The 16,500-nt window shown below is 32.8% G+C and carries 14 protein-coding genes; 11 read left to right on the forward strand and 3 right to left on the reverse strand.

Annotated elements, in window-relative coordinates:
* Window positions 1-209: 209 nt before the first annotated feature.
* A complete protein-coding gene (locus tag L0669_RS13075; RefSeq protein ID WP_173972748.1) occupies window positions 210-851 on the forward strand; it encodes a PAS domain-containing protein in 642 nt (213 codons plus the stop codon).
* A gap of 70 nt (window positions 852-921) precedes the next feature.
* Here the strand turns inward: L0669_RS13075 and L0669_RS13080 are convergent, their stop codons facing one another.
* Window positions 922-2,790, reverse strand: a complete 1,869-nt coding sequence (locus tag L0669_RS13080; RefSeq protein ID WP_263758140.1) for an LTA synthase family protein — start codon at window positions 2,788-2,790, stop codon at window positions 922-924.
* A 273-nt stretch (window positions 2,791-3,063) separates the two neighbouring features.
* Between L0669_RS13080 and ruvX the strand changes: the two genes are divergently transcribed.
* Complete coding sequence (gene ruvX / locus L0669_RS13085) at window positions 3,064-3,480, forward strand: Holliday junction resolvase RuvX (RefSeq protein ID WP_263758141.1); 417 nt, start codon at window positions 3,064-3,066, stop codon at window positions 3,478-3,480.
* Window positions 3,481-3,604: 124 nt separating this feature from the next.
* Window positions 3,605-5,101 carry a malate:quinone oxidoreductase gene (locus L0669_RS13090; RefSeq protein WP_263758142.1) on the forward strand — a complete coding sequence of 499 codons (1,497 nt, stop codon included), beginning with the start codon at window positions 3,605-3,607 and terminating at the stop codon, window positions 5,099-5,101.
* A 38-nt stretch (window positions 5,102-5,139) separates the two neighbouring features.
* Here L0669_RS13090 and L0669_RS13095 read toward each other — a convergent pair whose 3' ends face one another.
* Window positions 5,140-7,362 carry an FUSC family protein gene (locus L0669_RS13095; RefSeq protein ID WP_263758143.1) on the reverse strand — a complete coding sequence of 741 codons (2,223 nt, stop codon included), beginning with the start codon at window positions 7,360-7,362 and terminating at the stop codon, window positions 5,140-5,142.
* A gap of 202 nt (window positions 7,363-7,564) precedes the next feature.
* On the opposite strand from L0669_RS13095, the gene def reads away from it, so the two are divergent.
* The 3 genes from def to mazG all read left to right on the forward strand — a co-directional run bounded on the left by def (window position 7,565) and on the right by mazG (window position 9,581).
* The gene (gene def / locus L0669_RS13100) at window positions 7,565-8,155 is read left to right on the forward strand and encodes a peptide deformylase (protein ID WP_263758144.1); all 591 of its coding nucleotides are present in this window, start codon (window positions 7,565-7,567) and stop codon (window positions 8,153-8,155) included.
* A 67-nt stretch (window positions 8,156-8,222) separates the two neighbouring features.
* Complete coding sequence (locus L0669_RS13105; RefSeq protein WP_263758146.1) at window positions 8,223-8,708, forward strand: DUF5606 family protein; 486 nt, start codon at window positions 8,223-8,225, stop codon at window positions 8,706-8,708.
* A gap of 102 nt (window positions 8,709-8,810) precedes the next feature.
* Window positions 8,811-9,581, forward strand: a complete 771-nt coding sequence (gene mazG, locus L0669_RS13110; protein WP_263758147.1) for a nucleoside triphosphate pyrophosphohydrolase — start codon at window positions 8,811-8,813, stop codon at window positions 9,579-9,581.
* On the opposite strand, the gene L0669_RS13115 is transcribed toward mazG, so the two are convergent.
* Entirely contained in the window at window positions 9,582-10,262 is a 681-nt protein-coding gene (locus L0669_RS13115; protein ID WP_173972740.1) for a Crp/Fnr family transcriptional regulator, read from the reverse strand. It abuts the gene before it with no gap.
* A 206-nt stretch (window positions 10,263-10,468) separates the two neighbouring features.
* Here L0669_RS13115 and L0669_RS13120 point away from each other — a divergent pair, with 206 nt between their 5' ends.
* The 5 genes from L0669_RS13120 to L0669_RS13140 all read left to right on the forward strand — a co-directional run bounded on the left by L0669_RS13120 (window position 10,469) and on the right by L0669_RS13140 (window position 16,494).
* Window positions 10,469-12,856, forward strand: a complete 2,388-nt coding sequence (locus tag L0669_RS13120) for a heavy metal translocating P-type ATPase (RefSeq protein WP_263758148.1) — start codon at window positions 10,469-10,471, stop codon at window positions 12,854-12,856.
* A gap of 115 nt (window positions 12,857-12,971) precedes the next feature.
* On the forward strand, window positions 12,972-13,163 hold the full coding sequence (ccoS, locus tag L0669_RS13125) for a cbb3-type cytochrome oxidase assembly protein CcoS (RefSeq protein ID WP_173972738.1): 192 nt from the start codon (window positions 12,972-12,974) through the stop codon (window positions 13,161-13,163).
* 2 nt (window positions 13,164-13,165) lie between these two features.
* Window positions 13,166-15,352, forward strand: coding sequence for a cytochrome-c oxidase, cbb3-type subunit I (ccoN, locus tag L0669_RS13130; protein WP_263758149.1), 2,187 nt, complete (start codon window positions 13,166-13,168; stop codon window positions 15,350-15,352).
* Window positions 15,353-15,359: 7 nt separating this feature from the next.
* Window positions 15,360-15,554 carry a CcoQ/FixQ family Cbb3-type cytochrome c oxidase assembly chaperone gene (locus L0669_RS13135; protein ID WP_173972736.1) on the forward strand — a complete coding sequence of 65 codons (195 nt, stop codon included), beginning with the start codon at window positions 15,360-15,362 and terminating at the stop codon, window positions 15,552-15,554.
* 1 nt (window position 15,555) lies between these two features.
* Window positions 15,556-16,494 (forward strand): cbb3-type cytochrome c oxidase N-terminal domain-containing protein, encoded by a 939-nt coding sequence (locus L0669_RS13140; protein ID WP_263758150.1) that lies wholly within the window; start codon window positions 15,556-15,558, stop codon window positions 16,492-16,494.
* Window positions 16,495-16,500: the final 6 nt, after the last annotated feature.

The following is a 16,500-nucleotide window of genomic DNA, read 5'->3' on the forward strand; positions in this document are numbered from 1 at the left end:
TTTTTGTTTTTAATTTGATAAATAAAATACAGCTGTTATAGTTGAATTTTTGAAGAGATAATACCACTAAAAGTTTTTTTAATGTCAGAATATGACAAAAATCAGGTTTTGACTTTTTTGTTCTAATTAATTTCGCACCACGAATTTCCCCAGAGAAATAAGGGAAATTGAAAATACCATTCCAAAACAAATTATATAAGCAATAAGACATGAATCAGGAAAATCAACTTCACGGACAAAGACCTATTATAGATAAAGAGGTCTCATGGGACAAAACTCAGGTTATTATGAGTAAAACAAATGCTTTTGGTATTATTGAATATGCCAATGAGACTTTTGTTGATGTGTCAGGGTACGAAGATTATGAATTAATGGGGCAACCGCACAATATTATTCGCCACCCGGATATGCCCCGAGTAATTTTTAAAGTACTTTGGGAAAATCTTAAAAACGGAAAAAACTTTCACGCGATTGTAAAAAACCTGGCAAAATCAGGAAGATTCTATTGGGTAATTACTGATTTTGAAATTTCAAGAGACGAAAATGGTGTGATTGTAAATTATTTTGGAAGACGCCAGGCTGTACCGCAAGAAGTTATCGCATTGCATATTGAACCTCTTTATAAAAAACTTTTGCAGATAGAGGCAGCAAGCGGAATGGAATTTAGTGAAAAGTACCTTATTGGATTTTTAGAAGAAAAGAAGAAAACTTATGTTGAATATATTAAAGACCTCATTTTTGAACACGAAAGAGGTCAGGCAAAATTTGCTCAATATGAAGAAAGAGTAGTTGTAGAAGAGGAGGAAGAAGAAGAGGAAAGAGGTTTCTTCAGGAGATTATTTAATAGATAGTATTTGATTTTTTTAGGTTTGCATATTTGGAAAAAAAGTCCGTTTTGAGTTTTCAAAACGGACTTTTTGTTTAAAGGGCTAACTTGTTATAAATTATTCTTTCGTTGAAAGATTGTATGTAAGCTTTTATGAATTTTTCGTATTCTTTAACTTTAGCTTTGTCCTTGTTAATTAGATTATCTTCTAATAAAACGTCTTTTTTCCAGTTATAAAGACCAATAGTCTGGTTATTTGCAAAAGCCAAATAATAATCGTCCTTAATATAATGATACGTTCCCTGAAGGTAATAAACCACAAAGTTGTCTTTAGATTTATAACTTTTACCAAAACTTACCATATCAGTTTTAATATTTAAGTAATCTAATATACTAGGCATAATATCGATTTGCTGAAAGTTTTTTTCATCAATACCTACTAATTCAGGATTTGAAGGATCAAAAAATAAGATTGGAATTCTAAATTTCCCAATATTGGTTTGATCAGCTTCCTGATCGCCTCCTGCAGAAGTATGATCAGAAGAAATTACAAAAAGAGTGTTGTTGTACCACTTTTGTTTTTTTGCCGTTTCGAAAAACTTTTTCAAAGCATAATCACTGTAAGCAATACTTTCCTGAATGACAGTTGTTCCTTTTGGAAATTTTCCTTTGTACTTTTCTGGTATAATATAAGGATTGTGAGAAGAAATAGTAAATAGAGAGCTGAAAAATGGCTGCTTGAATGAGGTTAATTTTTCGGCATAAAACTGTAAAAATTCTTCATCAAAAATCCCCCATCGTCCGTCAAATGCTTCTTTACCTGTATATTCGTCTTTTCCAAAATATTGATCAAATCCTGCTACTTTTGCATATTGGTCAAAGTTCTGGCTTCCATTAAAAGCACCGTGAAAGAAAGAAGTTTTATAACCTTCATTCTTGAAAATTTTCGGCAGTCCATTTATTTTATTTAAAGAATAACTAGAAGTTATAAACGAATTATTCATTAAACTCGGAATACTTGAAAGTATAGAAGGAACCGCATCAATAGAAACTTTTCCGTTGGCAAACCCGTTTTTAAAATAGTAAGATTTTGTGATAAGCGAATCCAGAAAAGGAGTTTGTCCGCGTCGGATATTTTCATTTCCAAAACTTTCTAAAATCAAAATCACTACATTTTTTTTGATAGCAGGTTTGTTAGGGTGTAATGAAATTACCGGATTGTATATTGATTTTAACTCTTTTGTATTGTAATAAGTAGTGTTTTCAATATCTTCTTTTTTGGCAATAGTTTTTAAGATTGTAAAAGGAGTATTTAATACTAAAGCAGTATTGCTTAATGCTCCGTATTTAATTCCGTCAACGATTTTTATTGGCTTTTTTTGGAATCCGCCACGTCCTAAAATCAATAATACTACAATTGAAAGCGCTAAATAGCTAAATTTTAGAACGTAATCTTTTTTGGTAATATCTTGTCTTGTTATGTTTTTATTTAAATCCGGAAGTAATTTCCAAAATAAAATGCTAATCGCGATAAAAATAAGTGCAATATACCAGAACTCAGCAAGAAATGAAGGGATTAGTCCAATGGCTTCCTGCTCCATACCTTTAGCGGTAATCATGCCAAAAGTACTTCTTCTGGAAGTAAAGCGATAATAGATAATATCGATAAAATTAGTTGCTATAAAGATAAGGTTGACAACGTAAAAAGTAATCTTAAGTATGCGTTGGTATGAACTACTGTATTTAAAATTACCCGGAAGTAAATGAGCCACCAGGAAAATAATATTAAGATAGCTAATGGCAGCAAAATCAAAGAAAAGTCCACCAATAAATGTTTGAAATGTAAAAGTATCAAACAAATCCAAATTCATGAAGTAAAACAATGCTCTGCTTAATTGGTAGATTAGAACAATTAAAAGAAATCTTTTTAAAAATAAAGCAATACATTTTTTGTAGTTATTCATTTGGGGCTTAATGTTTTATTATTCTCGGTTTGCTTTTTAAAAATTTGGCATTCAATGTTTTAAAGAGCGTATTAAATTTGACGCAAAAGAACTTATTTTTTTTGAAATTATGAAATATTAAACCACATTTTTCTGATTAAAAAGGAATTTTGTTAAAATTGTATATAAAAATGCAATATAACATCACATCGTGGGTTTTATTTTAAGAATTTTAAAACATAAAGATTGTTTTTAAGTTCATTATTCCTTTATATCTTTGTTAAAAATTCAAAAATGCCAAGAATTCTCTCTATAGATTACGGACAAAAACGTACAGGAATAGCTGTAACTGATGAAATGCAAATTATTGCTTCAGGATTAACTACGATTCCAACCAATGATCTGATCGATTTTTTGAAAGATTATTTTTCAAAGGAAAAAGTAGAAACGGTTTTAATTGGTGAGCCGAAACAAATGAACGGGCAACCATCAGAAAGTGCTTCTGTAATTAAAGGATTTGTTACTCATTTCTCGAATATTTTTCCGGATATAAAAGTGGTTCGTGTCGATGAGCGTTTTACTTCGAAAATGGCATTTCAAACTATGATCGATAGCGGATTAAGTAAAAAACAGCGCCAAAACAAAGGATTAATTGATGAAATCTCAGCTACGATAATGCTTCAGGATTATCTTTCTTCAAACCGTTTTTAATTTTTGCCGCTTTGCAATTTCTTAACCTTATGTTTTTAGTAAAAACATAACTTTTATCATGTGATTTTAGTTTTTTTTTGCAATTATAAAAAGTACCTTTGCACTTTAAAAACAAATTACTGTTATGCCTGACAATACAATACGTTCCAATAGTGAAGTAGTGCTTATTGGAGCTGGAATTATGAGCGCAACTCTTGGATTAATTTTAAAAGAGCTGCAACCGGATATAAAAATTGAAATTTATGAACGTTTAGATGTCGCTGCTGCAGAAAGTTCTGATGCTTGGAATAATGCAGGAACAGGACATTCGGCCTTTTGTGAATTAAATTACACCCCAGAGAAGGCTGATGGAAGTATTGATCCTAAAAAAGCAATCAGTATAGCAGAGTCTTTTGAGATTTCGCGTCAGTTTTGGTCTTACTTGGTACAACAAAATAAAGTACCGTCTCCAGATAATTTTATTAAAAGTGTTCCTCATATGAGTTTTGTGTGGGGAGATAAAAATGTTGAATATCTTAAAAAGAGATTCGAAGCTTTACAAAGCAATCCTATTTTTTCTCAAATGGAATTTAGTACTGATTTTGAGAAACTGAAAGAATGGATGCCACTTGTTATGGAAGGTAGAGAAGCTAACGATAAATTAGCCGCAACCCACATGGAAATTGGTACCGATGTAAACTTCGGAGCTTTGACCAGAAGTATGTTTAATTATTTAGAAAAACTAGATGGTGTTTCTTTATACTTTAACCATGAAGTAAAGAAGTTAAGACAACGTGAGGATAAATCATGGAGAATTAAAATTACTGATTTAACAACCGGTCAAACAAGAAAAGCATATACTAAATTTGTATTTATTGGTGCAGGTGGAGGTTCATTGCCTTTGTTAGAAAAAGCAAAAGTTCCTGAAGGAAACGGTTACGGAGGTTTTCCGGTAAGCGGACAATGGCTAAAATGCACAAATCCTGAAGTAATTGCTAAGCATCAGGCAAAAGTATATGGTAAAGCAAGTGTAGGAGCACCACCAATGTCGGTTCCACATATCGATACACGTGTGATTGATGGAGAGAAAGCATTGCTTTTTGGTCCTTTCGCAGGATTCTCGACTCGTTTCCTTAAAAACGGATCTTATTTAGATTTACCGTTATCTATAAAAGCAAATAATTTAATCCCAATGTTATCAGCGGGATTCCATAATATTCCATTAACTAAATATTTAATAGAGCAGGTTCGTCAGTCTCCAAAAGACAGGATGGCGGCTTTACGCGAATATTTACCATCAGCACGTTCTAAAGACTGGAAATTAGAAAAAGCAGGGCAACGTGTTCAGGTAATTAAAAAAGATGAAAAAGAAGGTGGAGTTTTAGAATTTGGTACAGAAGTGATCAATACTCATGACGGAACATTAGCGGTGTTATTAGGAGCTTCTCCTGGAGCATCGACTGCAGTTGCTATTATGGTTGATTTGATTGGAAGATGTTTTACCAGTCAAATAAAAACACCGGAATGGGAAGCAAAACTGAAAAGTATGATTCCTTCTTACGGACAAACTTTAAATGACAAACCAGAGCTTTTAGCAGAACTTAGAAAACATACTTCGGAAGTTTTAAAACTAAGTAATTAAGCTTAACTTTTATATTATAAACAACAAATCCAGATGAATTAATCTGGATTTGTTGCTTTAAATTCTTTTGTAATTTTTAAAATCTTTTCTGCCAGATTACTCATCCAGATCAATTGTTCAATGACCATCTGAGCTTCCTGCATTTTGGCTTGACGCGTTTCTTTGTCGAGTTCATCATCTTTAATCAAACGGGTAAAATTAACGCGTTTGAGTTCTTCAAATTGCAAAGTCACATCCTCTTTATCAAAGAAAGTATCCGTTATTATAGTTTCATTTCGTAAAATAGAAATCGAATGATCTAAGTTGGAAAGAATTGTTTTTATAATATAATTAAACGATTCTGAAGCTGATGTCGTCTGGTGCGACTGAATATAAGTCGATAATGACGCTAAAGCAGATAATATCGAATGATTCAAAACCACGAGTTTATTTACTAATGGCAACGTTTTTTGTTTCGATTTTGGTTCCTGCATCATACGCTGAAAAGAGGTCATTAAATTTCCAATTTCAACAAAAGCATTTTTTCTTGCTAATCGATACGAGGTAGGTATTTCGCCTTTTTTATTATAAAAATCAGCAATTTCCTTAAGATAATTTCTATTGGCCCTTATTGAATTTTCGATATGAATAGGCGTATTAATAAACTCCCAGGCCGGCCATAAAAACTGATTGGCTAAAAAGGCAAGAGTTGCTCCGGCTAATGTATCTAAAACACGAAACTGAATAACCTCGACGACATTTGGAGTTAAAATTCCGTAAATAAAAACCACATACATCGTAACAAAAGTGGCGCTTATTTTATAATTGATTTGAGTAAAAGAAATTCCTAAAAGCATACATACAATAGACAGTATACTAAGTGCAACGTGATTTTGAATCACAGATACAATTCCAAAAGCTAATAAACCTCCCAGAATAGTCCCGAAGATTCTGTTGTAAGAACGTTCTTTTGTTAAACCATAACCAGGACGCATGATCACCACAATCGTCAATAATATCCAATAGACGTTTTGGAAAGCTAAAAATTGCCCAATAGTAAAACCAATTAAAATGGTAATCGTTAATCGTACGGAATGCCTGAAAATAGAAGAAGAAAAACTTAAATTTTCGATTAAAGTACGCAACGGATAATATTGCGGCGTTAAGAATTTTTCTAATTCTTTATCTTTATCCTTCAATTTAAAAGACTGCATGGCAAGCGAGAAAGCACGTTGTATAATTTTGATTTTTCCAACCTGATTTTTCGCGTATTTCAGCATATTCGTGAGCATCAAAACTCCTTCTGCCGCTTCTTCCTTACCTAAAGTTTTTTCGTAATCAAAAATGGCAAATTCCAGAGCCTCAAGTTCATTCTTTAAATCGTTTTTATCAACATATACACTAATACTATGTACGTTTTTAGAAAGTTTTTTTAATGTCGAAGCCAGTTTATAAGCTACATTTTGGTACGTTCTTAAAACATCAGGATGTTTGGCGAATTTTTCGTGAAGTTTGCTATGATCAAAAGAGGTGTATAATGCAAGTTCTTGAATTTCAACCAAAGTGATAAAAACCAATAACATTTTTCGGTTTTGGCTCGTAGTTGCAGATGCATTTTGATTGCCAATAAGCATTCTTCGTAAATCCTCATGAATTAAATTCAGATCTACCTGAATCGCCAGTTGTTTCTCGATGATTTTTTCGCGATTGGCTTCGGGGCTCCATAAATCGCCTCTTAGTTTTAAGTATTTTGCCGTTAGTTTTATGCCTTCAGCAATTTGCAATTCGACATATTTATAAGGTTGTACAAAATGAAATACAAGCGAAACAACTAAATATAAAATACCTCCAACAAATATAAAACCTGAATATTCAAAAGCTTCCCATCCTTCATGCAAATGTCCAAATGATAATGAAATAGACAGCAAAGCAGAGAACGATACTAAAGTAGCGCGTTGTCCGTAAACGGAAATCATCGAACATAAAAAAAGTAAAAATCCTAAAAACGGGTAAAATAAATACGGATACGGATAGGCAAGATTTACTAATAAATTAACGCCTGAAACGATAAAAGATGCCACAATAAGACCTTTTATTTTATGTACTAAAGAACTCGGTACATCACTGGGATAGGTATAGAAGGCTCCCAGGGCAATTGTAAAGCCTATTTCGAAATGGCCCAGAAAATTCAAAATTAAAACAGGAACAACAGAAGCAATAGTTACTTTAGAGGCGTTTAGAAAAGAAGTACTGTTAGTAAATTTCGAGATTCGATCAAACATTATGATTAGGTTTACCAACAAAAGTACGAATTGTACGAATTAATTTGGCATAATTATGGATGAGATTTTAAGAAGCAGGCAAAAAATGCGATATAATATATCTTTAGAATTATTCATTGACTATTTTTTACTATTTTTGCCAGCTGAATTATGAGAACGAAATTCAGGAGTTTTCATTAGATAAAATATTAAAAAAACACAAATGATTTTACCAATTGTAGGATATGGCGATCCTGTTTTAAGAAAAGTGGGTGAGGCAATTACGCCAGAATATCCAAACTTAAAAGAAACAATAGCAAACATGTATGAAACCATGTACAACGCTTACGGAGTAGGACTTGCTGCACCGCAGGTAGGTATGCCAATTCGTTTGTTTGTTATTGATACGACTCCTTTTAGTGATGATGATGATTTACCTTCAGAAGAGCAAAAAGATTTAAAAGGTTTCAAAAAAACGTTTATCAATGCTAAGATTGTTAAAGAAGAAGGTGAAGAATGGAGTTTTAATGAAGGTTGCTTGAGTATTCCTGACGTTCGCGAAGATGTTTACAGAAAACCAACCGTGACTATAAAATATTGTGAAGAAGATTTTGTTGTAAAAACAGAAGTTTTTGATGGTTTGATTGCAAGAGTTATTCAGCATGAGTACGACCATATCGAAGGAGTTTTATTTACGGATAAAATATCATCTTTGAAAAAACGTTTGATTCAAAAGAAATTAAAAAATATTACCGAAGGCAAAACGTTTCAGGAATATAGAATGAAATTTGCGGCAGCTAAAAAAGGGAGATAATTGATCTAAGAGAATTAGAATCAATAAAATATAATAAATCAAATTCTTAATACTAATTTTAATAAACATGAATTTAGAGAAAATTTTAGCCATTTCTGGGAAACCAGGTTTATATGTATTGAAAGTGCAAACTCGTACAGGTTTTGTGGCAGAATCATTGACAGACGGAAAAAAAATTACTGTTAACTTAAAAAGTAACGTAAGTTTATTATCAGAGATTTCAATTTATACTTACGACGGAGAAAAACCATTGACTGAAGTAATGCAGCGTATTGCTACTAAAGAAAACAAAGGTCAGGCAATTTCTCATAAAGAAGATAATGCTACATTAGCGGCGTATTTTAAAGAAATTCTTCCTGATTATGATGAAGAAAGAGTTTATCCTTCTGATATTAAAAAAGTATTAAACTGGTACAACACACTTCAGGCAAAAGGTTTAGTTACAGATTTAGCTCCGGCTGCTGTTGAAGCTCCTGAAGAAACTCCGGTTGTTGAAGAAAAACCTAAAAAAGCTCCAGCCGCTAAAAAAGCAAAAGCTAAAAAAGAAGAATAGTAGTTTACTACATTCAAATATATTAATCCTGTTAAGATGTTTTCTTAGCAGGATTTTTTACTTTTACAGCTATTCTTTACAATCCGGAAAAAACTTCATAAAATGAGCAAAGAACTTCAACTTAAAGCCTTCGAAAGACTATTAATTATCATGGATGAACTTCGTGAGCAATGTCCGTGGGATAAAAAGCAAACTTTGCAAACCCTGAGACATCTTACTATCGAGGAAACTTATGAGCTTGGAGATGCTATTTTAGATAATGATCTCAATGAAGTAAAAAAAGAATTAGGAGATTTGTTATTGCATATTGTTTTTTATGCAAAAATTGGCTCTGAAACCAATGATTTTGATATTGCAGATGTTTGTAATGAAATCTGTGATAAACTAATTCATCGCCATCCTCATATTTATAGCGATACTGTTGTAAAAGATGAAGAAGAAGTAAAACAAAATTGGGAAAAGTTAAAACTGAAAGAAGGTAAAAAATCTGTTTTGGAAGGCGTCCCAAGAAGTTTGCCGGCATTGGTCAAAGCAAGCCGAATTCAGGACAAGGTAAAAGGAGTAGGTTTTGATTGGGAAGAACCGCACCAGGTTTGGGATAAAGTACAAGAAGAACTTGAAGAATTACAAGTCGAAGTAAAAGCTGGCGATCAGGATAAAATTGAAGCTGAATTTGGTGATGTACTATTTTCTATGATCAATTATGCCCGATTTTTAAATGTAAATCCTGAAGATGCTTTAGAACGCACGAATAAAAAATTCATAAAACGTTTTCAATATCTCGAAAGTAAAGCCGGAGAGTTAGGAAAGCCTTTAATGGATATGACTTTGGCAGAAATGGATATATTCTGGAACGAAGCTAAAAAGCTATAATTATTCGGCCATTTTTTTTAATGCTTTGATATTTTTAAGCATTATTTTTTTACCCACTAATTCAATCAAATCCAGTTTATTAAAATCAGATAATAATCTAATACAACTCTCTGTAGCTGTACCAATAATACCGCCCAATTCTTCTCTTGTCAGTTGAACTTTCAGCGTTTTATCATCGTTTTCACCAAAAGCATCATGCAGTTGCAATAATGTTTCGGCCAAACGTTGTTTTACTGTTTTTTGAACCAAAGCAATTTTGTCATTCTCAGATTCTTTCAAATCTTCACAAACAGATTGCATCAGGTTCATAGAGAACTGATTGTTGTTATTAAAAAAGTGTAAAATTTCGGTTTTCGGAATAAAACAAACCTCCATATCCGCAACAGCTTTTGCAGACAAGTTTGCTGGTTCATTGCTAATCATAGAGCGTTGACCCAAAAGTTCTCCTGATTGTACCAATTTTACAATCTGATCTTTTCCGTTTGCACTTAATTTAGAAAGTTTTCCAACACCATCTTTGATACAAAAAACGCCGTTAGTTACTTCACCTTCTTCAAAAATAGAATCTCCTTTTTTTATCTTATAGGTAGTCTTACTATTAGCCAATTTTACAACCTCATCTTTATTAAGTGCTTTAAGAGAAGAAAGTTGTCGTACGATGCATTGATCACATTTATTCATGGCAAAAAATATTTACTGCAAAATTAACCAATATTCGCATTCGAAGCCATTATTATTCCTAAAAATAATGCAGAAAAAAGCGAATATTGTTATTTACCTGTTTTATTTGGTTAATTTTAGAATTCATTATCATTATAACATGATAAATATCATTTTTATCATCTCTAGTTTTTTTAACATTTGTTGTATCAAAAAAAACAAGTTTTATGAGTGAGCAGAGTTGTTTTCATTGTGGGTTAACCATAGCTAAAAATGAAGAAATCAATTTTGATGAAAAGAAGTTTTGTTGCAACGGATGCAAGACCGTTTACGAAATTTTTAGTCTTCATGATATGACCTGTTATTACGATTTTGAAAAATCGCCAGGTGCCACTCCGCAAGATATTAAAGGCAAGTATGACTTCTTAGATAATGAAGCTATTTTGTCAAAAGTCTTGGAATTTCAGGAAGGAAATACTTCAATTGTTTCGCTAAATATTCCTCATATTCATTGTAGTTCTTGTATTTGGATTCTTGAAAACCTCAACAGAATTCAACCTGGAATAAGTATATCTCAAGTTAACTTTCCGGAAAAAAGAGTCAGAATTACATTCAATTCAGATCTTGTTTCCTTAAAAGCCATTGTTTATCTTCTAAGTTCTATTGGTTACGAACCTTATATTAGTTTAGAAAACTATGAAACAGGTAAAACAAATGTAGACAGAACGTTAACCTATAAATTAGGTGTTGCCTTTTTCTGTTTTGGAAACATAATGTTATTGTCGTTTCCTGAATACTTTGAGATTAAAGAATTTTGGTTAGATAATTACAAACCATTTTTTAGAATATTAATTTTTCTTTTGGCTTTGCCAAGCTTTTTATATTCGGCGAGCGGTTATTATGTTTCGGCTTACAAAAGTATAAAATCAGGAATGCTCAATATCGATATTCCTATTGCTTTAGGAATTATTGTCATGTTTATTCGAAGCACCTTTGATATTGTAATGAATTATGGATCAGGATTTTTCGACAGCTTAACTGGTTTGGTTTTCTTCATGCTGCTCGGAAAAATGTTTCAGATTAAAACCTATAGCTTCTTAAGTTTTGAGAGGGATTTTAAATCCTATTTTCCAATTGCAGTTACGCGAATAAATACGGATACATCAGAAGAAAGTGTTCCTATCTATGATGTTCAAAAAGGAAACAGACTATTGATTAGAAATCAGGAATTAATTCCGGTAGATGGTATTTTAATTAGTGATAAAGCCGAAATCGATTATAGTTTTGTAACCGGCGAAGCTGTTCCTATTACTAAAAAATCTGGAGATAAGGTTTTTGCAGGCGGTAAACAAATTGGTAAGGTTATCGAGATGGAAGTGTTGCACTCAGTCTCACAAAGTTACCTTACCCAGTTGTGGAGTAATGAAATTTTTCAGAAAAATGTATTCCAGAAACACAAAACGATTACAGATGCGATAAGTCGTTATTTTACTCCAATATTATTATTAATTGCATTTGCAGGTTTTGGATATTGGATATTTATTGATGCCAATACAGCTTTTAATGTTTTTACAGCGGTTTTAATTGTTGCTTGTCCTTGTGCATTGGCACTTACGGCACCGTTTACTTACGGAAATATTCTGAGAATTATGGGGAAACAAAAAATGTATCTAAAAAATGCTCTGGTTATTGAACAATTGGCAAAAGTGGATACAATTGTTTTTGATAAAACCGGAACAATTACCACCAATAAAAAATCGAATATTTCGTATGAAGGAAATATCCTTTCTGAAGAAGATTATATTTTGATAAAAAATGTACTTAGAGCTTCAAATCATCCATTAAGCCGCATGTTGTATGATTTTTTATCAGAAACACAACGAGTTAAAATTGATGATTTTCAGGAAATAACTGGAAAAGGAATTTTAGCTTCCGCTAATAATAAAATAATAAAAATTGGTTCTGCTGAATTTGTTGAAAGTTCAGGATTAGATTCATCTGAAATTGAAAAAACAGCGCTTCATATTAAAATCGATGACATTTATTACGGCAAGTTTACTTTTCAAAATCAGTATCGTGAAGGTTTAGAAAACTTATTTCATAATTTAAGTAAAACGTATCAGATCAAAGTGCTGTCCGGAGATAATGACGGAGAACGAGCAAGTCTTCAGTCGATTTTACCGCTTGAAACTGAATTAATTTTTAATCAGAAGCCAGAACAAAAACTTGAATTTATCAGGAAATTACAAGAAAAAGGTCAAAATGTAATGATGGTAGGTGATGGGCTCAATGATGCAGGTGCGTTAGCACAAAGTAACGTTGGAATTTCTATCTCCGAAAATGTCAATGTTTTTTCTCCTGCTTGCGATGCTATTTTAGATGCTTCAGAATTTTCGAGATTAGATTACTTTTTAAAATTATCACAAAAGTCGATCACGATAATTAAGATGAGTTTTGTTTTATCGCTGCTTTATAATATCGTTGGACTCTCTTTTGCAGTTACCGGTAATTTGCTTCCATTAGTGGCTGCGATTATCATGCCTTTAAGCACAATTACCATCGTTAGTTTTGTGACTTTAATGTCTAACTATTTCAGTAACAGTAATTTAAAATGATTATAAATAATCTAAAGTTATTTTTTTATAAATTTAACATTAGTCTTCAACTATGATAATTATCATATTTTAACAACAAGTAACCTAGTAATTTTGTTAACATAAATTTAAGGATATGAGTGTCATTTATCTATTGATTTCAGTAAGTATTTTCGTCGCAATCTGTTTTTTTATTGCCTTTATTGTTGCTGTAAAATCGGGTCAATATGATGATGATTATACCCCTTCGGTCAGAATGCTTTTTGACGATGAAACGAAAATCACCCCCCACAATAAAAAATCAACAACAGAAGAAAAACAAGTATAATTATGGAAATGGAACAGTTTTATTACGACAACAAAATTGTAAAAAAATTCATTTACGCCACTATCCTCTTTGGGGTAGTAGGTATGTTAGTAGGGCTGACCTTAGCGGTTATGTACCTTTTTCCCAACATGACAGATGGTATTTCGTGGCTTAGCTACGGTCGATTAAGACCTTTGCATACCAATGCTGTTATTTTTGCCTTTGTTGGGAATGCTTTTTTTGCAGGTATGTATTATTCGCTTCAGCGATTGCTAAAAGCCAGGATGTTTAGCGATTTCTTAAGTAATGTCCATTTCTGGGGATGGCAGCTTATTATTGTGGCTGCAGCAATCACATTGCCTTTAGGATATACTTCATCAAAAGAATATGCTGAACTAGAGTGGCCTATTGATATTGCAATTGCTCTTATTTGGGTAGTGATGGGAATCAATATGATAGGTACAATGCTGCGTCGTAGAGAACGTCACTTGTATGTTGCGATTTGGTTTTACCTTGCCACATTTGTTACAGTAGCTGTTTTGCACATTTTTAATAATATCGAAATTCCGGTATCAGCTTTAAAAAGTTATTCAGTTTACGCAGGTGTTCAGGATGCCTTGGTACAATGGTGGTACGGACATAATGCGGTTGCATTTTTCCTTACAACTCCGTTTTTAGGTTTAATGTATTACTTCATTCCAAAAGTTGCAAACCGTCCGGTTTACTCATATAGATTATCAATTATTCACTTTTGGTCTTTAATTTTTATTTATATCTGGGCAGGTCCGCACCACTTATTATATTCAGCTTTACCAAATTGGGCTCAAAATTTAGGTGTTGCATTTTCAGTAATGCTTATTGCTCCGTCTTGGGGAGGTATGATCAACGGACTTTTAACATTAAGAGGTGCGTGGGATAAAGTTCGTGAAGAACCGGTTCTGAAGTTTTTTGTAGTAGCGATTACAGGTTATGGTATGGCTACTTTTGAAGGTCCGATGCTTTCTTTAAAAAATGTCAATGCTATCGCGCACTATACAGACTGGATCGTTGCTCACGTGCACGTAGGAGCATTAGCATGGAACGGATTTATGTCTTTTGGTATTATTTACTGGTTGATTCCGCGAATGACAAAAAGTACATTGTTTTCAAAAAAATTAGCAAATTTCCATTTCTGGATCGGTACGTTAGGAATCATTTTATATACTTTACCAATGTATGTGGCAGGTTTTCAACAAGCCTCAATGTGGAAACAGTTTAACCCTGACGGAACATTAACTTATGGAAATTTCCTTGAAACGGTTACTGCAATTATGCCATTGTACTGGATGAGGGCAATTGGAGGTACTTTGTATCTTGTTGGAATGCTGACATTAGTTTATAATATCATAATGACGGTTAAAGCAGGTGATACTATCGAAGATGAGTTAGCACAAGCTCCGGCTTTACAAAGAATAAGCACAGGAAGATTAAAAGGAGAAAAATTCCACACTTGGTTAGAGAGAAGACCAATTCAGTTAACCATTTTGGCTACAATTGCGATCTTAATTGGAGGAATTATTCAGATTGTACCAACTATTATGGTAAAATCTAATATCCCAACAATAACAAGTGTTAAGCCTTATACACCTTTAGAACTAGAAGGTCGTGATTTATATATAAGAGAAGGTTGTGTAGGATGTCACTCACAATCTGTAAGACCATTTAGAAGTGAGGTGGAGCGTTATGGCCCACAATCAAAAGCGGGTGAGTTTGTTTACGATCATCCATTCTTATGGGGATCAAAACGTACAGGGCCGGATTTATTGAGAGTAGGAGGGAAATATAATGACAATTGGCATTTTAATCACTTCTGGAATCCACAGAGTATTTCTGCCGGATCGATTATGCCAGGTTATAAATGGTTGTTTGATAATGAGCCAATGGATATTTCATTAACTCAAAAGAAAATGCAGGCTATGGTTAAACTTGGTGTTCCTTATACAGAAGCTGATGTTGCTAATGCCCAAAAAACATTAAGAACTCAGGCTATTGCAATCGAGAAAAACTTAGAAAATGATCCTGACTTTGTAAAAAGTTATGAAGAAAGCAAGAAAAAAGCAGCTGCAAAAGGTGAAAAATTCACTCCTATGAATGAAAGAGAAATTGTTGCTTTGATTGCTTACATACAGAGACTTGGAGTTGACATTAAAGTAAAAGAGACATCTAAATAACAGCATTATGTTTGAACAAATAAAACACAATATGGAGACTATTTCGGGTATAGAAATTTACCCGATACTTTCTCTCCTGATATTCTTTTTCTTTTTTGTAGGATTAGGTTTTTGGGTATTCTCATATAAAAAAGAAAAAATACAGGAAATGAGTGAAATACCTTTAGATGAAGGGTGCAGTATAATTTCAAAAGATATTTAAAATGAAAAAGTTTTTCCCAGTATATGTAAGAGTACCGATTATTTTCTTTATCGTATTTGCTTTAATGGAATACTTTATAGATTCAGGCGATAGACCAGCTTTTATTAAGTACCCGATGGTTGCTGTCTTTTTGTTTGTTTTTCTATTTATTCTGATTGCTATCGAAATTACATTAAGTGCGGTCAATCGCATTATGTACCAATTGATGTCACCGGAAGAAAAAGCAAAACTGGAATATGAAAATAGTTTGAGCTTAACAGAAAGCACGTGGTATAAAGATTTAATGCACAAGCTTACTAAAACCCAACCTATAGAAAAAGAAGGTGACTTATTGATGGATCATGATTATGATGGCATTAAAGAGTTAGATAATAATTTACCGCCTTGGTGGGTGTATTTATTTTATATCTGTATAGTTTTTGGAGTAATTTATTTTGCCCGTTATGAAGTTTTTGGTGGAGATGATCAGGAAATGGAGCTTAAAAAAGAAATGGCTCAGGCAAAAATTGATGTAGATGAATACCTGAAAACTGCACCAGATTTAATGGATGAGAAAACAGTTGTTTTACTTACAGATCCGGAAAGTTTAGCAGCAGGTAAAGAAATTTTTACAACCAATTGTGCTGCTTGTCACCGTGCTGATGCAGGAGGACAAATTGGACCAAACCTTACAGATAACCACTGGATTTTAGGTGGAGGAATTAAAAACCTTTTCCATACTATAACCAACGGAGGTCGTGACGGTAAAGGAATGATTGCCTGGAAAGGAACATTAAAACCTAAAGAAATTCAAAAAGTAGCGAGTTACATTTTATCCCTTCAGGGAAGTAATCCAAAAGATCCAAAAGAAGCAGAAGGTGAAATTTGGGTTGATGAAAGTGCTCCAGCAAAAGATACCACAGCAAGTACAACAAAAGATAGTACTGAAGTTAAAAAATAATTACAA

The sequence above is a fragment of the Flavobacterium bizetiae genome (genome assembly GCF_024271895.1).
GTDB classification, from domain to species: Bacteria; Bacteroidota; Bacteroidia; order Flavobacteriales; family Flavobacteriaceae; genus Flavobacterium; species Flavobacterium bizetiae.